At 38.8% G+C, this 25124-nt stretch carries 23 protein-coding genes and 1 pseudogene; 2 read left to right on the forward strand and 22 right to left on the reverse strand.

From position 1 onward, the window contains the following. Positions 1 to 2: 2 nt before the first annotated feature. The 22 genes and pseudogenes from KI655_RS10460 to KI655_RS10565 all read right to left on the reverse strand — a co-directional run bounded on the left by KI655_RS10460 (position 3) and on the right by KI655_RS10565 (position 23719). Complete coding sequence (locus KI655_RS10460; RefSeq protein WP_285404468.1) at positions 3 to 1085, reverse strand: glycosyltransferase family 4 protein; 1083 nt, start codon at positions 1083 to 1085, stop codon at positions 3 to 5. Next, positions 1082 to 2272: a hypothetical protein gene (locus tag KI655_RS10465; protein WP_285404470.1), complete on the reverse strand. Its 1191-nt coding sequence runs from the start codon at positions 2270 to 2272 to the stop codon at positions 1082 to 1084. Before KI655_RS10465 ends, KI655_RS10460 begins: the two co-directional genes overlap by 4 nt. A 2-nt stretch (positions 2273 to 2274) precedes the next feature. Continuing rightward, positions 2275 to 3354, reverse strand: coding sequence for a glycosyltransferase (locus tag KI655_RS10470; RefSeq protein WP_285404472.1), 1080 nt, complete (start codon positions 3352 to 3354; stop codon positions 2275 to 2277). A gap of 80 nt (positions 3355 to 3434) precedes the next feature. After that, the gene (locus tag KI655_RS10475) at positions 3435 to 3908 is read right to left on the reverse strand and encodes a hypothetical protein (protein ID WP_285404474.1); all 474 of its coding nucleotides are present in this window, start codon (positions 3906 to 3908) and stop codon (positions 3435 to 3437) included. 92 nt (positions 3909 to 4000) lie between these two features. Further along, on the reverse strand, positions 4001 to 5023 hold the full coding sequence (locus KI655_RS10480; protein WP_285404476.1) for a glycosyltransferase: 1023 nt from the start codon (positions 5021 to 5023) through the stop codon (positions 4001 to 4003). Between the two features lies 1 nt (position 5024). Then, positions 5025 to 6479, reverse strand: a complete 1455-nt coding sequence (locus KI655_RS10485) for a lipopolysaccharide biosynthesis protein (RefSeq protein WP_285404478.1) — start codon at positions 6477 to 6479, stop codon at positions 5025 to 5027. Between the two features lie 13 nt (positions 6480 to 6492). Next, on the reverse strand, positions 6493 to 7296 hold the full coding sequence (locus tag KI655_RS10490) for a sulfotransferase domain-containing protein (RefSeq protein ID WP_285404479.1): 804 nt from the start codon (positions 7294 to 7296) through the stop codon (positions 6493 to 6495). A gap of 1 nt (position 7297) precedes the next feature. Then, entirely contained in the window at positions 7298 to 7987 is a 690-nt protein-coding gene (locus tag KI655_RS10495) for a WbqC family protein (protein WP_285404480.1), read from the reverse strand. Next, on the reverse strand, positions 7984 to 9117 hold the full coding sequence (locus KI655_RS10500) for a DegT/DnrJ/EryC1/StrS family aminotransferase (protein WP_285404481.1): 1134 nt from the start codon (positions 9115 to 9117) through the stop codon (positions 7984 to 7986). The genes KI655_RS10495 and KI655_RS10500 overlap by 4 nt, the downstream gene beginning before the upstream one ends. Before the next feature lie 77 nt (positions 9118 to 9194). After that, positions 9195 to 9740 carry a dTDP-4-dehydrorhamnose 3,5-epimerase gene (gene rfbC / locus KI655_RS10505; RefSeq protein ID WP_285404482.1) on the reverse strand — a complete coding sequence of 182 codons (546 nt, stop codon included), beginning with the start codon at positions 9738 to 9740 and terminating at the stop codon, positions 9195 to 9197. Positions 9741 to 9744: 4 nt separating this feature from the next. Beyond that, a complete protein-coding gene (gene rfbD, locus KI655_RS10510; RefSeq protein ID WP_285404484.1) occupies positions 9745 to 10626 on the reverse strand; it encodes a dTDP-4-dehydrorhamnose reductase in 882 nt (293 codons plus the stop codon). Then, on the reverse strand, positions 10626 to 11513 hold the full coding sequence (rfbA, locus tag KI655_RS10515) for a glucose-1-phosphate thymidylyltransferase RfbA (protein WP_285404486.1): 888 nt from the start codon (positions 11511 to 11513) through the stop codon (positions 10626 to 10628). The genes rfbD and rfbA overlap by 1 nt, the downstream gene beginning before the upstream one ends. After that, a complete protein-coding gene (rfbB, locus tag KI655_RS10520) occupies positions 11513 to 12607 on the reverse strand; it encodes a dTDP-glucose 4,6-dehydratase (protein WP_285404488.1) in 1095 nt (364 codons plus the stop codon). The genes rfbA and rfbB overlap by 1 nt, the downstream gene beginning before the upstream one ends. A gap of 4 nt (positions 12608 to 12611) precedes the next feature. Next, positions 12612 to 13634, reverse strand: a complete 1023-nt coding sequence (locus tag KI655_RS10525) for an NAD-dependent epimerase/dehydratase family protein (protein ID WP_285404490.1) — start codon at positions 13632 to 13634, stop codon at positions 12612 to 12614. 99 nt (positions 13635 to 13733) lie between these two features. Further along, a complete protein-coding gene (gene tviB, locus KI655_RS10530; protein WP_285404492.1) occupies positions 13734 to 15011 on the reverse strand; it encodes a Vi polysaccharide biosynthesis UDP-N-acetylglucosamine C-6 dehydrogenase TviB in 1278 nt (425 codons plus the stop codon). 173 nt (positions 15012 to 15184) lie between these two features. Beyond that, the gene (locus tag KI655_RS10535; protein WP_285404494.1) at positions 15185 to 17353 is read right to left on the reverse strand and encodes a polysaccharide biosynthesis tyrosine autokinase; all 2169 of its coding nucleotides are present in this window, start codon (positions 17351 to 17353) and stop codon (positions 15185 to 15187) included. Positions 17354 to 17471: 118 nt separating this feature from the next. Next, complete coding sequence (locus KI655_RS10540) at positions 17472 to 17912, reverse strand: low molecular weight protein-tyrosine-phosphatase (protein WP_285404496.1); 441 nt, start codon at positions 17910 to 17912, stop codon at positions 17472 to 17474. Between the two features lie 47 nt (positions 17913 to 17959). Beyond that, the gene (locus KI655_RS10545) at positions 17960 to 19093 is read right to left on the reverse strand and encodes a polysaccharide export protein (protein WP_285404497.1); all 1134 of its coding nucleotides are present in this window, start codon (positions 19091 to 19093) and stop codon (positions 17960 to 17962) included. 475 nt (positions 19094 to 19568) lie between these two features. Then, positions 19569 to 21674 (reverse strand): annotated as a pseudogene (locus KI655_RS10550) (YjbH domain-containing protein); the annotation flags it as partial. 170 nt (positions 21675 to 21844) lie between these two features. After that, complete coding sequence (locus tag KI655_RS10555; protein WP_285404501.1) at positions 21845 to 22678, reverse strand: capsule biosynthesis GfcC family protein; 834 nt, start codon at positions 22676 to 22678, stop codon at positions 21845 to 21847. 18 nt (positions 22679 to 22696) lie between these two features. Continuing rightward, positions 22697 to 23371, reverse strand: a complete 675-nt coding sequence (locus KI655_RS10560; RefSeq protein ID WP_285404503.1) for a YjbF family lipoprotein — start codon at positions 23369 to 23371, stop codon at positions 22697 to 22699. Between the two features lie 102 nt (positions 23372 to 23473). Continuing rightward, positions 23474 to 23719, reverse strand: a complete 246-nt coding sequence (locus KI655_RS10565) for a hypothetical protein (RefSeq protein ID WP_285404505.1) — start codon at positions 23717 to 23719, stop codon at positions 23474 to 23476. 282 nt (positions 23720 to 24001) lie between these two features. Between KI655_RS10565 and KI655_RS10570 the strand changes: the two genes are divergently transcribed. Both KI655_RS10570 and secB read left to right on the forward strand, forming a co-directional pair. Next, positions 24002 to 24436: a rhodanese-like domain-containing protein gene (locus tag KI655_RS10570; RefSeq protein ID WP_150870387.1), complete on the forward strand. Its 435-nt coding sequence runs from the start codon at positions 24002 to 24004 to the stop codon at positions 24434 to 24436. Positions 24437 to 24543: 107 nt separating this feature from the next. Next, on the forward strand, positions 24544 to 25011 hold the full coding sequence (secB, locus tag KI655_RS10575) for a protein-export chaperone SecB (RefSeq protein WP_032551186.1): 468 nt from the start codon (positions 24544 to 24546) through the stop codon (positions 25009 to 25011). Positions 25012 to 25124: the final 113 nt, after the last annotated feature.

Here is a 25124-nt window from a genome sequence, read left to right on the forward strand (position 1 = left end):
AATTATTTATTGTTACCTGAAATAGAATCAAAAAGAGTAATAAGCGTGCTTGATTGCGCTTGTACAGAGTATCGGTTTTCAACAGCCTTGCGGCCGGCCTTTCCCATAGTCATGCGGAGTTCATGATCTGTTAATAGACGATCCAAAGATGCAATAAATTCATTATGATTACTCGCCAATAAACCGCATTCACTGCCCTCGACAATAGCGGAGTTGACACCTACAGGAGAAGCAACAACAGGCACACTGCAAGCCATATATTGAATTAATTTATAGCCACATTTACCCTTCTCCCAAGGACCATCATCTAGTGGCATGATACCAACATCAAAACTACGTATATAATCGACTTCTTTTTCTTCTTCCCATGAAAGAATTTCAACTTTAATATCAGAAAGCTGGCCTACAATGTCTTTGCTTGCACCTACAACTCTGAGCGTAAAATTATGTTTCCTAGATAACTCGACAAACACATCAGCACATTGAACAACATATTTTTGAGTGGAAGGGGAACCTATCCAACCAATCACTAGGCTATCACTTTCGTTCAAATGCATTTCAGGATAGCGGTTTAGATCGATTACTGTAGGTACTTCTACAATCCTTTTTGCTCCCGCCGTAATTGCACGACTAGCAAGATAGTCATTACCTACCACTACCACTGCGGCATTTTCCATGACTTTATCTATCTTATTACGAAGTAAGCGCCGGACAGCTTTATTCGAAGATAAGTCGTAATTGTGAAATATAGCATCATCGTAGTCGACAACATACTTTACACCTAATAATTTTATAACTCGTTCAAACCAAGCAGGAAAGTATGGTATAAACTCATATTCTACCCAAATTACATCATATGTTTTGATGCTAAACAGCGTAAAAATTCGAAGCAAAAAAAACTTAACAAGCATAAACTTGGGAACTTTTTCTTTATTATATAATCGAGTCAGGTAATCATCACTAAACAACGCTTGCTGTCGAATCGTAAAGCCTGCTTGCTCAAGAGCATTAAAATACTGCATGGTTCGAAGCCGTGTACTCGCCCCCTTGCGAGTGTATTTAGATAACAATAAGATCGTTTTCATTTAATGCATTTCTCATACACGCGATGGTATTTTTCTGCTCCGACATCGGCAGAAAACAGTTCGACTGCTGCTTTTCTGCAACGTTCAGGATAGTCAGGTTCTAGTAAGAAATCATACATCAACTTCAAGCCTCGCGTGATCTCTTCATCGCTACCATCTTCAATAACAACACCAACATTATATTTTTCAATTAAATCTGCCATATCTCCTACTCCTCGGTTTCCAAGAATAGGTTTCCCGCATGCTAAAAATTCGGCCATACGCGTTGGAGCTGAACCTATTTTACTTATACCAGCTGTGAAATACAAAATACCAAATTTTAATTCATCAATTGAACTTTGTACCTCATTTGCTGAACACTGCTCAACAGAAAAACATGATAGATTATAACTATTAGCAAAATGATTTAACTTGTGCTGTTCATCGCGTGTTACGACTTTAAATTCAGATTGGGTAAATATATTTTCCGAAATTTTTAATGTTTTAAACAACCAATCCAAATGATACCATCCACTAATAACAGTACCCATCGTTCCAAGTTTAGAGTTCGAATGATGCCCGCCAGTGTTAAACGACGAATCAAAACGAACAAGATCGACACAAGTCGGTATTACAGTAAATTTATCTTTTGATAAATGTGGAATAGTATTTACAAGGTAGGGGACAGCTACATTAGTTAAACTGATGTTTGAAGCAGAGTTGATTAACAGCTTACGTTCTAAGTATTTTAATGTTTTATAAACCACTGATTTTCTTTTCAGTCTACCTGCATCAATCATCTCTTCTGGCCATAACGCTCTCATATCAAAAATAAATGGTGTTCGCGTTATTTTTCCAACTAACCAAGCCGCAATGGCTGGGATGTAACTACGGCAATGAACTAGTTTTACTTTGTTACTTGAAGTAAAGCGAAATGTATCCCAAAATAGAATAGTTAAGTCCCAGATAGTAGCTAACAAGCGAGGTCTATGGTGGTATATTCTAGGTTTCCAAATAATTCCAAGTTCAATACACTCACGCTTTAACTCTTGAACATCTGATTTTTTTTCAAAGTCGCTTCTTTTTTCAAAGCTCACAAGAGTAATAGAGTAATTTTCACTTAACCTAGATAAATAAGCAAGAATTTGAGAACGCCCAAGTGGTTCGAGTAATCCAGTGTAGGACAAATATAGTGTTGATGGCTTCATTATTAATTAAACCCTAATACATCAAGGTATCGTTTTACTACAACATCGGGAGCAAAATATTTTGCCCTTTCAATAAGCTTGTTTTGTTCATGCTCTGATGCCAATGAACAAATAATAGCATCGGCTAATTTTTTCTCATCACCTACCGGCACTAACTTACCGAATTTTCCATCAGATAAAATTTCGGATGGTCCATAATTGCAATCTGTTGCTACTACAGGGGTCCCACAACCAAGCGCCTCGACAATTACATTTCCAAATCCTTCACGCTTTGATGAGAGTACAAACAAATCTGCATTAGCGAAGTACTCTCTCGGTGTATTAACAAACCCCTTAAAATGAACTGCTTTCTCTAGATTATAGTCGTTGACCATTGATTGCAATTGGGCACGAAGAGGCCCCTCACCTAAAATAATTAATGTTACATCTAGCTCTTCATTCACAATAGAAATTGCTCGTAACAACGTAGGGTAATCTTTAGCGTCAATCAACCTTCCAGCAGCAATAATAGTGGTAGATGGGTATTTTATAGCTGGCGTGCTTGAGTCCTCGATATTAAATAACGGAATGGGATTATATAACGTTGTTGGCAATTTATTCAGATGCGAGACACGCTTCATATCAGAACAAACCCCAGAAGAGACGCCAGCTACTTCATCAGCTATCCTGTATGCTAAGAATGTGCTAACTTTCAACCAAAACCTAGTTTTAAAGCTTGCATTTTTAAATTGACTTACTAACGAGCTATGTTCAATTAAAAGCAACTTAAACTTATTCCGATTGATTAATTTCGAGAATGCAGTAAACGCAGTTAAGCCCCACATCGAAGCAATAATGGCATCTGGCTTACTTCTATTAATATAAGAAGAAAGTTTAAAAATAAATTTAATATCTGAAGTTACATTTAGGTTAATAACGTCAAAATCTTTTAAAGCATCTAATAACAAAACCCCTTTTGACATTTTCAACACGATTTCTACGTTAAAGCCAATTCGTTTAAACTCATACGCCAAGTCTAAATTAATTCGTTCAGCTCCTCCAGCGGATAAATCTGGCAATAATAATAAAATTTTTTTCTGCACACTAGTTCTCTTAAATTAGAAAGAAACCACAAGTCATGACAAAACTATAACTAAATAAAGGCAATATACTACCAAGCGATTTATTTAATATGTTTAATTACTTTCGCAGGAACTCCTACTGCCAATGTGTATTCTGGAATATCAGAGCGAATCAATGAATGAGCGCCTACTACTGCAGCATTACCAATGTTACAGTTTCTGAGTATACTTGATTTAGCACCAATCCAAACATCTTTACCGATAACTATCATACCTGTTTTAAACCCAGATTTTCGAATAGGTCTACAGTCAAGTGAATGATCCTGGTCTCGAATTACTACATATTCAGCAATCAGCGATTCAGCACCTATACAGATACCTTCTTTAGAAGTAATTATACAACCATCACCAATATGTACATCACTTCCTATTATTACATGTCCGCCCTGAACAACTATTTTGACGTTATCACAAATTGAGACATTGTCATCTATAGTTAAGCTACCACCGTCAGTACATGATATATAACATTTAGAACCAAAAGTAACATTATTTCCTATAGAGACAGAATTCATAAAGTATTTGCATTTTATATATGACACCTTTGATACTAACTTCTTATAGACAAGCCTAATAAAAGAGAACAATTTTGCCATTATCCACATATTCAGTCACCCACACTATAACTATATTTTTTCTTGGAAATTTTCTTGACTATCTTTATCTTAAGCAACTTAAAAGACACCATAAAAAATTGTTTAGTGAATATGGTTTTATAAAATTCTTTAAAGAATGGGTAGAAATGATCTTTTTTTATGAGAAGGCCAAATAATAGATAGCTTTCATACATTCTAAACTCTTTTTCATATTTACCACCTAGTGCAACTTGATTAAAGTTATTATTGGAATCGAGAACTTTTCGATGAAAATTTAGTGATGTTTCAACATCTTTTGTATTTTCATTTGTAAAAGAGTTTAGAGCTAAGCGTCGATAGACCGACATGGGCACTGGCAGGTAAATGACCCCATTAGGGATAGATGACAATATTTGATTATAGTAATCTCCCACAACCAAAGCTTGAAATAGCTCATTCAACTGTCCAAACACATCTTTCCTAACAAAAACCGATGCTGTTGGACTAAATCCTCCTCCAATTTTTATGACTTCTTCGGTAGAGAAAGTTCTCTTTTTGTTTGCATATACTGCTGATTTAACTATGCTTCCATTAGGATAAAGTTCGTAAGCAGGATGAAAACACATCTTTACTTGAGGATTACTCTCCAACTCGTCATACTGTACTTGCAACTTATTTTTATTCACCCAAAAATCATCACCTTCACACAACGCCAAATATTTTGACCTTGCAAATCTTGATGCATATCGAAGAGGTTTAAACCCCCCTTTGGAGTACTGATTCTCTTTTTGAAAAATTGGTTTAATAATATCCGGGTATCTTTTTTGATAGCTTTTAACAATATTAGCGGTATTATCCGTTGATGCGTCATCATGGATTACTATTTCAAATCTAAAGTTTGTTTTTTGCATCAAGAACCCAACTATAGCATCCTGTATATAATTTTCTTGATTATAAGTAGCGCAAATAATACTAACGCAGACCTCGTCCTTGTTATCCCAAAATGACATTATATCTTCTTGACTTTCTAACTTCTGACTCGTTATATCTAACATTTCAACGTTCAACTTTCTCTTTTATGATTGGATACAGAACTCGTTTAAATTCTAGGCTAGGTTTAGATCTAAGCATAAAACTCAAGCCAAAATATAGAATATTAAAAATTGCCAACTTTATTGGTAGCGTTAAAGTTCCTTCAACAGCTAAGTGAAAACTTAATTGGAGAGTCACTAACACTGAAATAAACCCAATACTCATTTGCGTAATTATGGGGCTGAAAAACAAAAACGAATTAGTATTTAGTTCCTTCCCTGCAAAAATAACATTCATACCAATATTTAGACAACCAACTAATACCAACCCATACAAGTAAGCTTCTATTCCATTCAAATATGCGTTAATAAAGTTTAATACGTGCACAGACTTTTTCAGTACTTCTAATTTCAAAAAATCACCAGAATTACCTCTACTACTTAACACGTTTACCAGCAAAGCACTAAGTGGGTATACAAAACTACTAATAAGAAGTAATTCCAGATATTTTACTGAAGGAAGCCACTTTTCAGAGAACAATAGTACGATCAATTCCTCGGATATAACATATACACTGCCGATCAGTAAAAATACCACAAAGCACAATATATTGAGTGTTTTTATTATTATGCTCCTAAACTTATGGAGGTCGTTTTGAACCTTACTAAGGATAGGAAACATCACAGACATTAAGCTACCAGAAGAATATTGAATAACAAGAGAATTTAGCTGCTTTGCTCTTTGAAAATACCCAAGAGTGCTTATAGAAAATAGTTTCCCAATAATAACATAATCTAGCCTCGTGAATACAGAATCAAGTAAACTAGCCAAGAACATTCTAAAACCAAAAGTCCACAGCTGCTTTAGAGCTTTCAATGAGAATTGGAAACTAGGACGCCATTTACAAGTTGTCCAAAGGCATAAATTGAAAAACACGCCTTGAGAAAGAACCTGAGCAACTAAACTCCACACTCCAAAGTCATTAAACGCCAATGTGACACCTAAAAAACCACTCAGTAATGACGATTTAAAGCTAGCTTTAGTCAATAAAGGGTAATTTAATTGTTTTCTTAGCCGAATAGCTTGCACACTACTGCATGCATTTATGATAAAAATAACACTTATAGCTTGTGTTAATTCTACCAATTCAACATTATTATAAAAACTAGAAATAAGATCAGCCGAAAAAAATGTTGTACAGGTCAGAAGTAGAGCTATGCATATATTAAAATAAAAAACAGATGAATAATGAACATCTAATAATTTCCTGCGCTGAATCAAAGCTCCCCCTAAACCTACATCGGCGAAGACTTGTGCTATCCCGACAACGACCATTATCATTGCGATCAACCCAAAGTCACTTGGTTCCAACAATCGAGCGAGAAAAATAGTGACGATAAAGCCTGTTCCTTGTGTGGCTAGTTTACCAATAAAGTCCCAAACAAACGCTTTTATCCCTTTATTTTTTAAATCTTTCATAATCCATAAAGCACTATCTAATAAACTCAGACAAACCAACTTCTTTCAAGTAACTAGATATTTCTCTAGTTACTTCTGGCTGCAAAGATGTTGAGTATAGTGCATTTATATCTGTATTTTTAATTACAGAATATGTACCTTCCACATTATCTCTTGAATTTAAAAAATCATATGTTTGTTGTGTTATATCTATTTCCAAAAAACTATATATATCCTCGGTTGTAGACACTGGATTAATGCAAAGGTCTTCATAACTAACGATATAAACTCTATTAGGAAACTTCTGCTTAAGGTGTCTAAACATAAAAACCACTTCAGACCATTTCTGTAACCCGAAATACTCCTCTTTACGACCTAGATTCTTTTGGGAAGCATTTATTAATTCATCTTTTAACTCCCAACCAAGGTCTTTTCTAAATTCCCTAGGAGCGTTGTACCAACTATTAATAACCGAATAAGGGTTTCTTACTAAAGCTAATAGTTTCACATCTTTATCTTGGGTCAACAAATTATCAATTATATAATGATAACGAACTTCCTTATAAACCACACAATCAGGATTACAATCCTTCCTAAATTGAGGTTTTTTTCCACTATCGCGATCTGATTTTTGGTTTACAAAATCATCTTTTGTGACAGAAATTTTTGAGAAGAATGAGCTTATTTCATCCAAATTGGAACTTTCAGTTAAGTAAGATTTAAACTCATATGAAAACAATGGCTGGAATGCATATTTTGTTCGTGGAGAACTGTTTACTATTTCCCCCAACCAAGACGAGCCAGACCTAGGTACTGAATGAATTGCAACTTTACACATACTATTTTAACTCGTAGTTTTTTAGTAATCGACACACATCTTCTTTACTATTCCACATAAGCACATCGATCATCGATAAATTTGGCACAAAATCTATCGCACCTTGATTATATGAATATGGTAATGTATTAATAAAATTTAGATTCACACCATTATTTGAAAAATAACTTTTCGAATATAAATCTCTTCCTCCTGGACTATTTACATAATGGTCGCATTCTAAAAATTTTGCCATCTCAATTAGCCTGTCTTGTGCATTAAGAGATTTATCATTGTCTATTTCCGACGATAAATAAAACTTTTTATGGACTCCCAAATAATCAAAAACCTCACGAATACTATTACCTGCTATATTTGTGATGGTTCGGTTAGAATCTAGTAATACTTCGCTGACCAAGCTAAAAACAGCTTCAAAGTTTGGAGCCTTTCTATATGATTGCTCTATCGTTTTAAGGAGTTTTTTTACATTATTATCGTAACTTAATTCTGAGATTTTTTTATTTGGTGACATTCCAGGAACAGCTATCGTAAAACGCTGTGCTTTACCAGATACCAAAATGTTGTTTCTATTTATATAACCGTGCTTTATATAGTTAACATCGTCATAGAGCACAAACTTATCAGCAGAGTTTACTAATTGATAATAACCCAAGTAAGGGAAGAGGTAAGGCTGCATGACTGCTAATCTCATTCGATTTCCTTAATTACATTTACAATTCTACCTATATCACTTAGTGTGATATGAGCGTGCATTGGAAGGCATAATATTCTTTGTGATGTATCGTAACTATTCGCTGTCCCATAATTATAACTATCAACAAAGACTTTATCTAACGATGGAGAAAAATAATGTCTACTTTGAATATTTTTATCTTGTAGAGCATTTGACACTTTTTGAAGTTGCTCAGCACTTTCTAAAAGAATAGGCATATAAGCGCCGTTTGCATTAGCGTCAGAGTGCCACTCAGGTAGTTGTACGATATTTTTTAGGCCTTCACGATAATTATGAAAAAGCTCAGCCCTATGCTCTAAGATATTATCCATTTCATCAAGATTAACTAACCCTACAGCAGATTGATACTCATTCATTTTGGCATTAATACCAATATTAACAATACCTTCATCTTGTTTGATGCCGAAGTTAATTATCTCTTTCGCTTTGTCAAACACCTCTCTTTCTTTGAAAACAATCGCGCCACCTTCAACTGTATGGAACACTTTTGTAGCATGAAAGCTTAATGTACTCGCGTCCCCATAATTGAGCACAGATTTATCTTTAAGCTTTACACCAAAAGCATGCGCTGCATCATAAATCGTGTTGAAAGAATACTTTTTACTCAAGGCATCAAAGCTTTCAACATCACACGGGTTACCATAAACATGTGTTGCCAAAACGGTGTCTGCTTTACAGCCTTTGTAGAAGGCAGACTGGACTGCTTGAGGACATAAGTTTAAGCTGTGTCGGTTAATGTCAGCAAAAGCAAGCTCATCTTTTTGCCACTTAAAGGCACTTACCGTAGCCACAAAGCTAAATGGAGTTGCGATTAGAGACTTACTTCCAATTGCTCGCCCTGCAACTTGAATCGCTGAGGTTCCATTATTAGTAAGAAGTAAGTTCTTTACACCTAAGTACTCTTCTAACCTAACTGTTAACTCGTTGTGGAGTGGGCCAAAGTTTGTATACCAACCATTGCTATTTATCAATTCAAGATACTTTTGTAACTTACCAATGTTTGGTTTGACCGGTGAATTCAAAGCGATCATTTTTATTTTCTCATATTCATAAGCAGGGTAAACTGCATCAGCCTTTCTATAGTGCAATAGTAACCTATTGATATAATCAGGCGATCACCCCAAGCCTAAACAAGTAACGTAACTGAGCGAGCCATAAATGCATTTTATAATGGAGCTATATCGCTTAACGCTAAGCCAAGGTTATCTTTTTCAGAAAGTTTAGGAGGATTTGTGAAGGGCCAATTTATTGCGATTGTTGGGTCATTCCATTTTATAGAAACTTCAGACTTGGGGTGATAGTAGTTAGTGCATTTATAAACAAACTCCGCCACCTCACTGGTTACATAGAACCCATGAGCAAAACCTTCCGGAACCCATAATAGACGTTTATTTTCTGCGGATAGATACTCCCCCACCCATTGACCGTAAGTTGACGAGCCTTTACGAATATCGACAACTACATCAAACACTTCACCAGAAATCACACGTACCAATTTACCCTGCGTGTTTTGGGTTTGAAAATGAAGACCACGTAAAATACCTTTCTTCGATTTTGAGTGGTTATCTTGAACAAACTGAGTTGGCTTTCCGGTTACCAATTTTTCAAATTGCTTTTGATTCCAAGTTTCCATAAAGAAACCGCGCTCATCACCAAACACTGTTGGTTCGATAACTTTAACGTCTGGGATTGGCGTATCAATTACTTTCATGTCACTATTCCATATAAATCTTTATGTTATGAAGCGCCTTCAACCAATCACTTACGTCTATATAAAATGTATCTCGGATTTTGTTGGTACTGAGTTTAGAATTACTCGGACGCTTGGCTGGAGTTGGAAATTGTTCAGTTGTTAGACTATTTAGAATAGGTTTTTGACTCAGTACTCCCTGCCTAGTCGCCTGTTCAAAAATTTCTTCTGCAAATTCGAACCAACTCACATGAGGTAGTCCAGAGTAATGGTAGACCCCACTTTCAACTTCATCACCCTGCTCAAAACATTGCGCAATCTTAATAATTACTTCAGCAATATCGCCGGCATAAGTAGGACCACCAAACTGATCCCCCACTATACCTAAATCCTCTCGGCTAGCACCAAGGTGAAGCATCGTTTTTACAAAGTTATTCCCATGCTCTCCAAATACCCATGCGGTTCGAATAATGACGTGCCTTTCACATGCTTTCGCCACTTCCGTTTCACCAGCAAGTTTACTGGCACCATAAACACCTTGTGGATTTGTTTCATCAGTTTCTAGGTATTCACCAACTTTATTACCTTCAAAAACATAGTCTGTTGAGATGTGTAATATTGCAGCGTTTGCTTTTTGAGCAGCTTCAGCAAGGTATTTAGGACCATCTCTATTTATTGCATATGATAACTCAACTTGCTCTTCTGCGTTATCAACAGCAGTATGCGCTGCAGCATTAATAATCACCGACGGGCGAAATACTTCAACAGCTGCAAAAACAGCATCACGATTTGTTACATCGAGTTGCTCTTTATCAAGCGCTAACACAACTGTATTGTTACATTCACTGAGCTTTTTAGTAAGACATGATCCAACTTGACCACGACAACCTGTGATTAATACACGCATTACTTTGTACCTTGCTTGTCATGAACTAAACGAGTAAGGTATTGCCCGTAATCATTTTTCATCATAGGTTCAGCTAGAGCTAATACTCGCTCCTCACTTAACCAGTCGTTACGCCAAGCAATTTCTTCCAAACAAGCTACTTTTAAACCTTGTACATTTTCAATCGTTTGCACGAATGAAGAAGCCTCATGTAGACTTTCATGTGTACCGGTATCTAGCCACGCAAAACCGCGCCCCAACAATTCAACATTTAAGGAGTCATCGTTAAGGTACATTTCGTTTAATGTTGTGATTTCTAGTTCACCGCGATGTGAAGGCTTCACCTGCTTCGCCATTTCTACAACGCGGTTATCATAGAAGTACAGACCTGTTACCGCATAGTTAGATTTCGGCTGTATCGGTTTTTCTTCAATTGAAACTGCTTTCATCTTTTGATCAAACTCAACTACACCAAAACGCTCAGGGTCTTTCACTTGATAACCAAATACTGTTGCTAAGCCCTGCTCCGTTAACTCACTCGCTCGCTTTAATTGCTGACTGAATGATTGACCGTAGAAGATATTATCACCCAATACTAAGCAAACTGAGTCATCACCAATGAACTTTTCACCAATGATAAACGCCTGTGCCAAACCATCCGGACTTGGCTGAATCTCATATTCAAGGTTAATACCAAAGTCAGAGCCATCACCTAACAATCGCTTAAAGCCAGCATTATCTTCTGGTGTTGTGATGATCAAGATATCTTTAATACCCGCTAGCATTAATGTTGAAATCGGGTAAAACACCATAGGTTTATCATAGATAGGCAATAGCTGTTTTGATACCCCACGAGTCAGTGGGTATAAACGAGTACCTGAACCGCCCGCAAGAACAATTCCTTTCATTAGCTTTCACCTTCTTGAAGAGCCTCAACACCTAAACGCTCGCGTTGGTATGACCCATCTTGTACATTTTTACACCAAGTTGAATTATCTAAATACCATTGGACGGTTTTCTTAAGGCCAGTTTCAAAGGTCTCTTCTGGTATCCAACCAAGTTCTCGCTGCATTTTTCTTGAATCAATCGCATAACGTCGATCGTGTCCCGGACGATCTTGGACGTAAGTTATTTGTTTAGCATACGCAGAGTCTTTCGGTACTAACGTATCTAGGATGTCGCAAATCGTGTGCACGACTTCGAGATTTTTCTTCTCGTTGTGACCACCGATGTTATAAGTTTCACCAACCTTGCCCTCAGTCACCACCTTGTACAGGGCACGAGCGTGATCTTCTACGTACAACCAATCGCGGATTTGATCACCTTTACCATAGATCGGCAGCTTTTTTCCTTCTAGTGCGTTTAGAATCACTAGTGGGATTAACTTTTCAGGAAAATGGTAAGGCCCATAGTTATTTGAACAGTTAGTCACCAAAGTTGGTAATCCATAAGTACGGAGCCATGCTCTTACTAAGTGATCTGAACTAGCCTTTGAGGCTGAGTATGGACTTGAAGGCTCGTACGACGTTTCTTCTGTAAATAATGGCAACTGTGTCACATCTTCTACTTCGTCCGGGTGCGGTAAATCACCATACACTTCATCTGTTGATACATGGTGGAAACGAAACGACCGTTTAGCCTCTTCATCTAAGTTGTTCCAATAAGCTCTCGTCGCTTCCAACAGCGTATAAGTACCAACAACATTAGTTTCGATAAATGCTGCCGGCCCAGTAATAGAACGGTCGACATGCGATTCAGCGGCAAGATGCATTACTGCGCTAGGCTGGTGCTCTTTAAATATTCGGTCTAGTTCTAAACGGTTACAAATATCTACCTGTTCAAATGCATAACGGTCATTTTTTTCAATAGAGACGAGTGACTCTAGGTTCCCTGCATACGTTAAACAATCGACATTCACGACGCTATCTTGTGTATTTTCGATAATATGGCGAACCACAGCAGAACCGATAAATCCCGCACCGCCAGTAACAAGTATTTTCATTCCATTAGCCTATAAATTTTTTATACCAAGGCATAGCCTTATTGATACCATCTTGAATGCGATACTCAGGGACATAACCCAGCTTTTCATTTGCTTTTGCAATATTAGCTTGCGAATGCCTTACATCACCCGCACGAAAATCGCGATAAGTAGGTGTGGCACAATGCTGAACATCTAGCTCATTCAGAGCTCGCTGAATAGAAAAATAAAGTTCGTTTAGGGTGGTTCTATCACCTAAAGCTACGTTGTAAACATTATCTTTTGCATCATCATCTGCTGTTGCTGCCAGAATATTCATTTGAACTGTATTATCGATAAAGCAAAAGTCTCGGCTGGTCTCGCCATCTCCATTAATGAACACTTCTTCACCTTGAATCATAGAAGATGTCCATTTAGGTATTACTGCAGCATATGCTCCATTAGGATCTTGTCTTGGTCCAAATACGTTAAAGTAGCGTAGCCCAATACTTTTAAAGCCATAAGTCCTAGCAAAAACATTCGCATAAAGCTCATTAACATACTTCGTTACTGCATAAGGTGATAGTGGATTACCGATATTTTCTTCAACCTTAGGCAGCGCTGGGTGGTCGCCATAAGTCGAGCTACTCGCTGCATAGGTAAAACTTGTTACCTGCTCTTCTTTGGCAGCTGTAAGCATATTAAGAAAACCCGTTATATTCGCCGCATTAGTGGTAATTGGATCGGCAATAGAGCGTGGTACACTACCCAATGCCGCTTGATGTAATACGTAATCTACACCTTTAACAGCATCTTGACAGGCTTCATAATTGCGAATGTCTCCTTCTATAAAGGTAAAATTATCCCATTGATTAGCTTCAACTAAACCTTTTACCTCATCCAGGTTACGCTGATGACCGGTTGCAAAGTTGTCCAAGCCAACCACTTTTTGGTCTAGTTTTAGTAACGCTTCTAGAAGGTTGGAGCCAATAAAGCCAGCAACACCCGTTACTAACCAAGTTTTAGGACTGGCTACAAGTTCGCTTTTAATTTGTTCATATTTAGTCATGATGTCTCTTTACTAACGATTCATTGCTTAAGGAGATAAGGAGATAAGGAGATATAATCATTCAGTTACGTGACTAACATCTCCCTCCTCTAAATCAATCTATAAACGCATATCTACGTCTGATTTATCCAATACGTATTTCAAATCGTAAAGTACATGAGACTCTTTCCCTAATGCACGAATTTCTGAGGCACCCATTTTCTTAAACTCATTGTGGCCTACAGCCATGATTATGGCATCGTAGTGATTGGATTTTGGCTGTGTTAACGATAAGCCGTACTCATGCTGCGCTTCTTCATTTGAGCACCAAGGGTCAATAACATCGACATTGATGTTGTATTCTTTTAGTTCAGCAACAATATCGACTACTTTAGTATTACGTAGGTCTGGGCAATTCTCTTTGAAAGTAAGTCCCATCACGAGTACGTTTGCTCCTTCAACATGAATACGTTGCTTGAGCATTTTCTTCACCAGCTCAGACACAACATATTTCCCCATGCCATCGTTTAAACGACGACCCGCAAGGATCATTTCTGGATGATAACCCACAGTTTGCGCTTTATGTGTTAAATAGTACGGATCGACTCCAATACAGTGGCCTCCAACTAAACCAGGACGGAACGGTAAGAAGTTCCATTTAGTCCCAGCAGCTTCTAATACCTCTAGAGTGTCGATATTTAGCTTATTGAATATAATGGAAAGTTCATTAATCAATGCAATATTTACATCGCGTTGAGTGTTCTCTATTACCTTGGCTGCTTCTGCTACTTTTATGCTTGATGCTTTATGTGTACCTGCAGTAATAATGGTTTTGTATAACTGATCTACGAACTCGGCAATGTCATCATTCGAACCACTGGTCACTTTGAGGATATTGGTTACACGATGTTCTTTATCACCTGGATTGATTCGCTCTGGCGAGTAGCCCGCATAGAAGTCTTTATTGTAGGTTAACCCAGATACTGACTCGACCACAGGAATACAAGTTTCTTCGGTCGCACCGGGGTAAACGGTAGATTCGTAAATAATAATGTCGTCTTTGCTGACAATCGTACCTAAAGCTTCAGAAGCTTTAATAAGAGGCGTTAAATCCGGTTGCTTGTGTTCGTCAATTGGAGTGGGCACCGTTACGATATAAACATTAGCTTCTTTAAGTTCATTAAGGTCTGCAGTGTAAGTAAGAAGGGTTGCTTCATTCAATTCTTCTTCAGAACATTCTAGCGTAGAGTCTGAACCACTTTTTAACTCTTTTACACGAGATTGATTGATATCAAAACCTAGGGTCGGTATTTTTTTACCAAACTCTACAGCGAGTGGTAAGCCAACATAACCCAAGCCAATTATCGCTACTTTAGTATTTTCAAACATGGACGTCATATTTATCCCTACAATATTTAATTCTTAATTCTTAATTCTGTGAGTAATTTACTCACAAAAATGCCTCAGTTGTATTAAACACACTGAGACATTTCTTATTCCTTCGAGATCTTATTTATGGGCAATCTCTATTCTTGTTTTTAAAACCAACTCAAAGAGTCGGTATTTCTTCATTACTTCTTATCACTTGAATACGCGTAGTTATAATAACCATATCCATAAGAACTTGAGGCTTTCTTCTCGATAGCGTTGAAGATAACACCTTTCACTTCAATATTAGACTGTTCAAAACGATTACGAGCAACGTCAATCTCTTTAAGCGTATTCTGGCCAAAACGAGCAACCATCAATGTCGTTCCAGCAAAAGAGCCAACAATGCTTGGGTCGGTTACTGCAAGAACCGGTGGTGTATCGACAATTACTAAATCATACTCTTTAGACACCCATTCCATTAGCTCTGCAAAACGTGGGTGCATTAATAACTCTGAAGGGTTTGGTGGTACTTGCCCACGAGTTATAAGATCTAGATTACTAACACCAGTCTTTTTAATCACTGAATCAAAGGACTCTTTATTACTCAAGATATCTGATAGTCCATTATCCCATTCTACTCCAAAGCTTTGCTGTAAATAGCCTTTACGCATATCTGCATCAATCAACAGCACTTTTTGACCAGTTTTAGCAGCAACTGCGGCAAAGTTAGTCGAAATAAATGACTTACCTATACCTGGCGCAGGACCAGAGATCATCAGGATATTATTTCTCGCTTCAAGCATCGCAAAGTGAAGGCTAGTTCGTAGACCACGAAGTGCTTCTACTGAGAGATCTGCAGGGTTAGATTCTGCAAGCAATGCCTGAGTACCTGAAGTTAGCTTTTTCTTTGACTTAAAACGGTGGGTTAACTCTAACTGCAAATCCGACTTAGGTACTGCTGCATATACAGGTAAACCAATTTCCTCAATTTGGTCTGGGCTTTCAACGCCACGGTGGAGCACCGCTTTAACTAGCACAAAACCTACGCTTAACATACCTCCTAACAGTGTTACCAATAGGACTATTAACGATTTTTTCGGTTTTATTGGATGCGCGTAAGCTTGCGCATCATCGAGAATGCGAACGTTACCTACAGTACCGGCCTTGATAATATTAAGTTCTTGAACCTTATTTAAAAGTTGAATGTAGATTTGTTGATTTACTTCAACATCGCGCTTCATACGCAGTACTTCACGTTGCGTTTTCGGTAGCTTTTGTACCTGTGCGTTCAAGCGCTCTCTCTCTTTGAGAAGAATGTTTCTCTTATCAAGTAAAGATTTGTATGTAGGGTGGTCTTGAGTAAAACGTTGGCTGATTTCACTTTCTTTAAATGTTAACTCATTCAATTGAGCCTCTAAGCCCACCACTAGTTTCAATGTTGATTGTGCTTCTAAACCTAAATCAATGGAATCATTCTTCTGCAGATAGTCATTAAGCGTGTCTTCATAGGTAGTTAATTGGGACTTAATTCCTGGAAGATTATTCTCTAAAAAAGCGAGGCTCTTTTCTGCTTCTGCTGAATGACGCTGAACATTCTGTAGAAAATAGGTTTGACTAATATGATTGAGTATTTCAGAAATCTGTCGTTTATTCTCACCTTCAAAACTCATATTTAGCATGCCAGTTTGTCGGCCTTGTTCTGATAAAGACAAAGAACTCTTTAGCCATCCTATCGCTGCAAGTCGACTGCGTTTACCAATAGCAAACTCAAAACCATTTTTTGATTCAAAGTCCGTCACAAATAAACTGTAACCCCCTGCCGTTGAAAGTTCGCCTACTTTACCCTTTAAGATAACGTGCTCATCATTAACAACCAATTGGTAAGTGCCTTGTTCTGCATCTAAGATGTGAATTTTATGTGCACCAGTCGCTTGTGGAGGAAGAACGAAACGACTGACTTCGATATGGTTGATGTCACCCTTTAAACGTGCCAACCCTTTCCCTATATAAGGTATGTATATAGGTGAAGTTACCGTGGTCAAATTGAATTTATCTACGGTTTCGCCTAAAATCATTCGAGATTTAATAATTTCTATTTCCGCTGCCACAGAAGATTCCTGAGCAAACACATCTCCCATATCACTAACCATTGATGAAATACCACCTGAGGCCTTTCGTTCAATTTGAATTAACGAGTCTGCTTTAAATATAGGAGTGGAAAGTAGAGCTATCGCAATACCAAACAACGAAAAAACTAGTGTAGTTAAAATAATTAACCACTTAGCATCTAGGAAGATACCCAAAAATTTGCCTATGTCGATTACGTCAGGGCTATTTGAAAACGGTTGCTGAGATGGTTGTGTTGTCATCAGGTTACTACTTCCTAAACTAGTACTTTAAAGAGAAGTGACATACTTTTTGCTTTATCTCTTTATGTGATTCATTGATAGTGGTGTATCTAAGTTACCGACTCTACTTTAAAGCGAACTATAGCTTTTTGGCCCAGGCTTGTGCTGCTTCATCAATCAAGTTATGAGCATATTCAAATGCTTCACGACTTTGACGATATGGGTCTGGAATATCTTTTTGACCCACCCATTGTCCAAACAGCATCGTTTTACCACGAGCTTCTGGTGATATTTGAGTAAGCGCCTCCATATGCTCCTTCTCCATCACCAATATCAAATCATACTGGGCACATAGTTGAGGAGTTACCTGTTGAGATTGGTGTTCTTCTAGGCTCACACCATTTTCCGCTGCAACTAGAGTGGCGATTTCATCAGCAGGTTTTCCAATCAAACGACTTTTTTCAGCAGCTATACCCGCTGAAGCTATTTCTTTGTTTGGAAGCAACTTTTGTAACAGTCGCTCTCCAACTGGAGAGCGACAAATATTACCGACACAGACCACGAGGATTTTATTAAACATAACTTACTTTTTGAGTTCCTATAAAGCCCAACAATTGAGAATCTCAATTACCAATCACGAACACGTAACACAGACTCAGACAGCTGATTAAAACCAGAGATTGTAGGTAGGAGCTGGCTAATTACACGATTCCATCGGATAATTGGAGCTGCTGTAACATAAACAATGTCATATGGCTTTAAGTCAAACTCTGTACCAATTACTAATGCCGATACATCTTTCATATCAAGTTGATAAATGTCAGCCATACGTTCTGACTTATCATCAGAAGTACGAATAACAAAAACCCCCGTCGCATCAGCGGCTAATTGGTCAATACCGCCAGTATTACTTAAAGCCTCTGTTAAACTCATGCCTGCACGATCAATCTTCAATAATTGAGGTGTATTAACTTCCCCCATTACAAATATTTTTTGAGCATCATTTCGAGGAACATGAATAATGTCACCCATTTGTAACAATCGGTTTTGAGTCAAGTCTCCCTTTTGCATTAGGGCATACAGTGAAACATATTCCTGCTGTCCATTACGTGTCAGAGATACGTTGCGCCAATCTGCATCTTCTGTCAATCCACCAGAACGATTAATCGCATCTAACAAAGTTAACGGTATGTTAGTAATTGCTTGTTGCCCAGGTGCTTCAACTTCACCTGTAATGTATGTTTTTTGTGACCGAAAGCCCGCAACATTCACTTCTACTTGTGGGCTCTCAATATACTTTGAAAGACGAGTTGCTATTTCCTGTCGAATTTCAATAACTGTTTTGTCGACGACTTCTACATTACCAATATAAGGATAAAAAATTGTACCATCCGCACGAACCCAGTTACCGGCCTCTTCTGCGCTACGATAGGATCCTGCCGGAATGGTTAGTTCTGGGTGATCCCAAATTGTTATATTAAGAATATCCCCAATACCCACTTTATATTCAAACTTTGCAATATCAACATCTAACGCTGGGTTGGCTTGAGATATAAATTGAGTTTGGCTTTTATAGCTAGAAACCGTTTGAGCCGTTAATGGGTAGAGGTTAACAGCATCTGAAATATCCGCAGCTTGTTGTTCTTCTGAGGGAAGGATTACATTCTTGTCATCGGTAGTAAGGTGCGTACCTGGAGTTGTGCAGCCGACCAGTAGAGTGGGGAGTAACGCAAGAAAGAGACGATTTTTCTTAATCTTCATGTTAACCAAATCATAGTTGAGAAAGTGTAATCACATCCAAGTGATACATGATGAATGACTTTACCATTGGCAATGGCTTCAACGGAGGGTAGAAGGAGCGATAATTTGATATCGATTCCATTTTAATTCACTTTGGGCACGCTACCGCCCGTTGATATACCGCGACATCACACTGCGTAGTTATCTGTGCATCATAGGATGCCTGTATACTGCGACCTATCTGTGCACCGCTAGTAATGGCCTCAAAATAGGTACGAAAAGCCAATAGTGATTCTATAAAGCAAACATTAAAAACATGCTCAAATTTAATGCGTATGTATTATCCACAGTTTGTGTGTATTATCAACCTTGTTGAATGGTTTAAGGGCAGATGCGGGATGCGAGTAAACGAGTGGCGAAGAGATAAAAGAGCAGTTTCGGGATGCGAAAAGAACTACTCTTCGCATCTCGAACCCCACTTACTCGTACCTTCGCTTTATTCCACGTTACTTGGTCTTTGGAACCATGGTGATCTTGCGTCGGTTTGTTCAAACAAGTTGTACTGCTTGTTCAATACCTGACCGCCATCACGGGTTAAAGGTTGCCATGTGAACTGAGTTCGGCTTGAACTTGGTTTTACAGTCAACAAATCGAATGGAATCGATACATAGAAGCCTTTGGTATAACTGCCTTCACCGAAGTCTTCTTCGCTTAGGTCGGTTAAGCTCACAAATGCGCCGGCAATCACGCCGCTTTTAAACTGTTTTGAGAAATCGATGCGAGTACCTACGTCACCGGCTAGGAACTTACCAAAGCCTACTTTAAATAGCGTATCATTTAAGAACTCCCACTGTGGCATGTAGTAGCCTGTAACAAAACCTGTGGTACCTTTATCGATAACCTTATAGTAAGTCTGATCTTTTTCATGGAACTGAACTTCTTCATCAAAGGTTTCAAACCAACTATCAGGATCACGTTGGCTAATCGCTGTAAAATCAGCACCAATAGCCCAGTTACTATTGTACGGGCGATAGAGCACTTCGCCACCAACACCGGCAAACATACTCTCAAGATAACCCACGTATGCTTGGCTATAAACACCACTACCGTAATCTTCGAACCAAGTTAGCTGCAAGCGGTCTAGCCGCACAGGTTCATCTACATAAGAACGGAAAAGTGTTCTAACACGAGGAGTTTGAGCCGTGCCATCTTCTGGAATCTCATAATTAAACTTATCGTAGTTATCGATTAGATTGATATACAGAGAGCCCGATAGCTCGATATTATTGGTCGCCCAGAAAGAGGCATTGGTATACAAGCCTAACGCATACAGATAAAAATCTTCCGCTGAACCGAAAGATTGGGCTAAATTTGGAGATACTGACACGTCAAAACGTTCTCGTGCATCGTGGTACTCCACTGCTGAAGTTGGTGCTACATCTCTATTTTGAGTAGAGTCTTTGATATCAGAGTCTAAATACGAGTAACTGGCAGATTTCTTAAACTGTTGAGCATCAATATCCGTTTGTGAAAGCTCGCCCGCATTGCTGGCTTCAACAATTTGGTAAGTATCGATATAATTTGGGACATGGTTGGCGATTACGGTTGCACCGCGCTCTAATGCCACTTCACGGTCACGGTATTTAACCTGTTCACCTTTCACCACCAACGTCTTATCATCAACCAAAACCTGCGCTTGCTCATAGCCTGCAATGGTATCCAGCTCTTCTGTTAGCTTAGCTAAATCAACCTCATCCATACTGCTGGCTTGAGTAGGGCGAAGTTCTGCAGCTTCAGTATCACGCCAAACAGATGCAATTTCGTTGAAGTTGGTGGTTAAATCAAAGCCCATGGTTAGCGTATCACCACGCTCATAACTCACCTTAGCTGTTGCCCAGTCATTAAAGCGATATAAAACACCTACATTCCAGGGGGTATGCTGCGTCATATCAACACCGCCACGAACTACAGGGAAGTCTTGTGAGTAGTCGTTACTATCGTATTCGAGTTTTAACGTTAGTGGCTTATATGGTGTTTGATATTCTAAACCACCATAGATTGCCGCGTCTCCTTTAAACCAACGTTCAAAGTCCACCATACCACCATTACCTTTAGTGTCTGATGATCGGTCACAGAACTTATCGCTGGCCTTACAAAACGGATTGGTAAAATTACCACTGGTGCCCATATAGCCCCAAGCCATACCTAAAGTCACATCTAATGGGCCAAATCGCTTATTGGCAGCCACGAATTCACCATCAAACAGACCTGTACCGCCAAAATCACGAACACCGACAGATAATTCTGGTAGGTAATAGCCCTCTTCAATTAAACGAACTTTAAAGTCGATGCCTTTATCAGTGTATTTTGTACAGCCACTGAAGTTATTTTGAGAACAGTCTCCACTACCGTCACCACTATAGAGTAGGTCTTGAACTTGGGTATAACGAATTGTTGTTTCCAACCATGGCATTACTTGTAGGCTAACATTGTAAAAGTAGTACTCGTTGTTAAACGATGCACTTAAGTTAAATTCACCCTCTGGAGCCATACGAGCGGTTGGCATCTGCATTAAACCCACGCCACCAAAATTGGTTTGCGAATGCTTTAGAGTTGGAGCGTTGAAACTTGAAACCTCGACTTCAGAAGGCGTCAGCTCTTTCTCGTTTGCAGAAAAGTCTTGCGCAGTAGCAGCAAAGCTACTGACAGCCAGTAAAGCACCCGTAATCGAACTAGCAAGAAGAGTTAATGGGAATGATTGATTAGCCGACATTACAAATTAACCTTATGACGTAGAAGCTCAATAATATTTTGATTCAAAGTTGAAAACTCAGAAGGTAGAGAATCAAAAGCAATAAACAAAATTGCACCGGGTGCGAAGTAAGCTTGTTTACTGTTCCAATAGGCGTAGCTTATCTCATTAACATGGCTGTCAGGCTGAATGACAAATGCTGTGCTTTTATCCGCAACCTCAAGTAATTCACCTTTTGGTAACACAGAGAGGTAGCTATCTAACTGGCCATGCTCAATCAACTTGAGCTTATGTGCTTGTTTTACAGCACCAACCAAAGTTAGGTCGACTGGTCTTTGGGTTAGATACAAGTCAAAGCGTTGCGCTTTGTTTGGCTGTTCTAATTTAAGCGCACTACTCTTTGAAACCAATAGCGAATTTTTCTCTGGTTGCGAGATCACTGCGTTTCTGTCTAGATCGACAAAATAACGTGCTTGATATTCAAAGGATTCCAATTGTGCAATCACAGCCTTTACTTGCGGTTCTTGAAGGGCCAATTGATTCAACTGTTCAATCACTTGGGCTCTTAAATTATCAACTTGCTGCTGTGCGTTACGATCAAACAATTGTGCTGACAGTGGAAAGTAACCTGACGCTCCATTGGCACTAGCATCATTCAACACCTGCTCTAAACGAACAGGCTGTGAGTAATTGAGGGTGACACCTTGAATAGGCAACTCAACGCTAAGTTGTGCTTCTTGTAGTTCCTGAGTTTTTGGCTCTAAAGAAAGGGCGTGTGCAAGACTTGATAGGAATAACGAAGAACAAAGCGAAGCCCATAAAGCGCGCTTACCAAATTTCATTAATGATTTCATGCTGTCTATCACCACCGGTTAGTTCGCTTGATAAGGCTTAAGTAGGGTTAGTTCTAAGCGAGTCATATCTGGGCCAAGGTACTGAACCGTTTTTACAACTTTTCCATCGCTGTTAACCCAATATTCATTTTCAATCTGCTCTCCCAGTGCTGGGTAACTTACTTGTTCGATAAACTTGCTTGTTTGAATAGCTGTTAGCGGTGTTTGTACCGTTTCTTGGGTTATGTAAGTTCTAACAATGTCAGCGCTGTAGCCAAATCGGTAATCTGGCTGCCAATCATAAGTGACTTGCCACTGTTGTGCTTTAGGCTGAGCTGATAGGTCAAAATCAGGTATCAGAGCGTTTGTAGGATTTACACTAAGACCTGATAGATTTTCATAAGGCAGTAATAAAGTTTGAACCACGCGGCCATTTTCGGTCACGATCATCGCTTTATCAGAAGACATCCACTTTAGTTGCTCAGCGCCAGTTTCTGGATTTTTCCCAACAAAGGCCAAAACCATAAATATCTTTCCTTGATCGTTAATCTGCGCATAAATACTGGCGTAGGGTAGCTCTTGGATGTATTCAGCCGTGGTGGAAACGTCTGCATCTCCAAACATTGCTTCATTGAAAGTAGCGTTTAAGTCTTGGAACTGCTGGGAACAGCCCGCAAGCAACAAGCCTAGAGAGGCGATAATAGGTCTAATCATGATGATCTTTTGCTTCCTAGCCGGGTGGTTACCCCAATACTAATATAAAAAAACCACTTTATGCTTTCACATAAAATGGCTTTTGCATTGCCAACAAATAAATTAGTTAGTAATAGTTGTTGTTGTAGCGCCGCCATCATTAGAAGCTACTGCTACTGCTGCGCCTACTGCTACTGCTGCCGTTGTTACTGCTACAGTTGTTGCCGTGCCTGCAGCTACAGTTGACGCTGTTGCACCCGCTGCTGCGCCAGTTGAAGCGCCAGTACCTGCTGCTGCAGTTTCAACCGCTGCAAAAGCACCGCTTGAAAAGCTAACAGCTAGTGCTGCCGCTAGAGCCATCTTTTTCATAATGATTCCCATTAAAATATAAACGTTTATATGTAGAGGCTAACTTTTAACCTCCATTAGTTGTTCAGCTTAAACAACTAATTGATCATAATAGTGAATAAGTTTGTTCAAGTAAATGTATAAATTGTAGGCAGAAACTGTTTTATTCCGCGCCTTTCCTCACAACCCTCGGCTTCTTCTGTATTCTGTAATCCTTTATCGCTATACTCCAGAACCATATACCAAAGTAACCTCAAAAGGCTTGGGTATAGTTTCTAGCCCCAAACGACAAGAGTTTAAGATATGCAAGAGTTAGTACCCTTTATTCAAGAGAATATGATTTTAGCCATAGTATGGATTGGCTTAGTGGTTGCCATCATTATGAATGTCATCAAAACATCGAATGCGGCTTACAAAGAGATCACAGCTGCGCAAACCACGCAACTGATGAACCGTGAAAATGGCGTTGTGGTTGATATTCGTACTAAAGATGAATACAAAAAAGGTCATATTACTGACGCACTTCACATTTTGCCTTCAGATATCAAAGCAAATAACTTTGGTAGCCTTGAAAGCCACAAAGCAGACCCAATCATTGTGGTATGTAAAACAGGTCAAACCGCTCAAGAAAGTGCAAACCTACTAGCAAAAGCTGGGTTTGAAAACGTGAGCCTACTGAAGAATGGCCTAGTTGCTTGGAGTGAAGCGAACCTACCTTTAGTTAAGGGTAAGAAGTAACTCCTAGTAGCATTAATTGGTAACACGGTTATCTATATACTCGTTTTTCAGGTTACGTAACTTCATTTTGATTACGGAACCCAATGTAAATTTTTAAGGACAAGAAAATGGCTGAAGCAGCACCTCAAGAAGCACAACAAAACTTCGCAATCCAACGTATCTTCCTAAAAGACGTTTCTTTTGAAGCGCCAAACTCGCCAGATATGTTCCAAAAAGAGTGGAACCCAGATGTAAAACTGGACCTAGACACTCAAAGCCGTGAACTTGGCCAAGGCGTTTACGAAGTTATCCTACGTCTTACTGTGACAGTTAAGAACGCAGAAGAGACAGCATTCCTATGTGAAGTTCAACAAGGTGGTATCTTCACTGCAAGCGAAATGGAAGCTGGTCAACTGGCACACTGCCTAGGTGCATTCTGCCCGAACATCCTATTCCCATACGCTCGTGAAACTATCTCTAGCCTAGTAGTTAAAGGTACGTTCCCACAACTGAACTTAGCGCCAGTTAACTTCGACGCTCTGTTCATGAACTACCTTCAAAACCAAGCTCAGCAAGCCGAAGGCGAGCAAGCTTAATTTATACAAGGCTTAATGCCACATAAGGCTTAATCCGACCGTTTAAAAATGCACAGCGCAACTTATGCGGTGTGCATTTTTTATTTTATCGCTTTTATTCTAGCGATATAGTA

Source organism: Vibrio sp. D404a, assembly GCF_030248535.1.
Taxonomy (GTDB): domain Bacteria; phylum Pseudomonadota; class Gammaproteobacteria; order Enterobacterales; family Vibrionaceae; genus Vibrio.

Bases quoted from the DNA above. Each gene is read 5' to 3' on its own strand.
- KI655_RS10485 (WP_285404478.1), bottom strand. From the start codon at position 6,479: ATGAAAGATTTAAAAAATAAAGGGATAAAAGCGTTTGTTTGGGACTTT.
- tviB (WP_285404492.1), bottom strand. From the start codon at position 15,011: ATGACGTCCATGTTTGAAAATACTAAAGTAGCGATAATTGGCTTGGGT.
- KI655_RS10525 (WP_285404490.1), bottom strand. From the start codon at position 13,634: ATGACTAAATATGAACAAATTAAAAGCGAACTTGTAGCCAGTCCTAAA.
- KI655_RS10560 (WP_285404503.1), bottom strand. From the start codon at position 23,371: ATGATTAGACCTATTATCGCCTCTCTAGGCTTGTTGCTTGCGGGCTGT.
- rfbB (WP_285404488.1), bottom strand. From the start codon at position 12,607: ATGAAAATACTTGTTACTGGCGGTGCGGGATTTATCGGTTCTGCTGTG.
- KI655_RS10460 (WP_285404468.1), bottom strand. From the start codon at position 1,085: ATGAAAACGATCTTATTGTTATCTAAATACACTCGCAAGGGGGCGAGT.
- KI655_RS10480 (WP_285404476.1), bottom strand. From the start codon at position 5,023: ATGTTAGATATAACGAGTCAGAAGTTAGAAAGTCAAGAAGATATAATG.
- KI655_RS10475 (WP_285404474.1), bottom strand. From the start codon at position 3,908: ATGAATTCTGTCTCTATAGGAAATAATGTTACTTTTGGTTCTAAATGT.
- rfbC (WP_285404482.1), bottom strand. From the start codon at position 9,740: ATGAAAGTAATTGATACGCCAATCCCAGACGTTAAAGTTATCGAACCA.
- KI655_RS10490 (WP_285404479.1), bottom strand. From the start codon at position 7,296: ATGTGTAAAGTTGCAATTCATTCAGTACCTAGGTCTGGCTCGTCTTGG.
- KI655_RS10495 (WP_285404480.1), bottom strand. From the start codon at position 7,987: ATGAGATTAGCAGTCATGCAGCCTTACCTCTTCCCTTACTTGGGTTAT.
- rfbD (WP_285404484.1), bottom strand. From the start codon at position 10,626: ATGCGTGTATTAATCACAGGTTGTCGTGGTCAAGTTGGATCATGTCTT.
- KI655_RS10555 (WP_285404501.1), bottom strand. From the start codon at position 22,678: ATGAAATCATTAATGAAATTTGGTAAGCGCGCTTTATGGGCTTCGCTT.
- KI655_RS10535 (WP_285404494.1), bottom strand. From the start codon at position 17,353: ATGACAACACAACCATCTCAGCAACCGTTTTCAAATAGCCCTGACGTA.
- KI655_RS10540 (WP_285404496.1), bottom strand. From the start codon at position 17,912: ATGTTTAATAAAATCCTCGTGGTCTGTGTCGGTAATATTTGTCGCTCT.
- rfbA (WP_285404486.1), bottom strand. From the start codon at position 11,513: ATGAAAGGAATTGTTCTTGCGGGCGGTTCAGGTACTCGTTTATACCCA.
- secB (WP_032551186.1), top strand. From the start codon at position 24,544: ATGGCTGAAGCAGCACCTCAAGAAGCACAACAAAACTTCGCAATCCAA.
- KI655_RS10570 (WP_150870387.1), top strand. From the start codon at position 24,002: ATGCAAGAGTTAGTACCCTTTATTCAAGAGAATATGATTTTAGCCATA.
- KI655_RS10465 (WP_285404470.1), bottom strand. From the start codon at position 2,272: ATGAAGCCATCAACACTATATTTGTCCTACACTGGATTACTCGAACCA.
- KI655_RS10565 (WP_285404505.1), bottom strand. From the start codon at position 23,719: ATGAAAAAGATGGCTCTAGCGGCAGCACTAGCTGTTAGCTTTTCAAGC.
- KI655_RS10545 (WP_285404497.1), bottom strand. From the start codon at position 19,093: ATGAAGATTAAGAAAAATCGTCTCTTTCTTGCGTTACTCCCCACTCTA.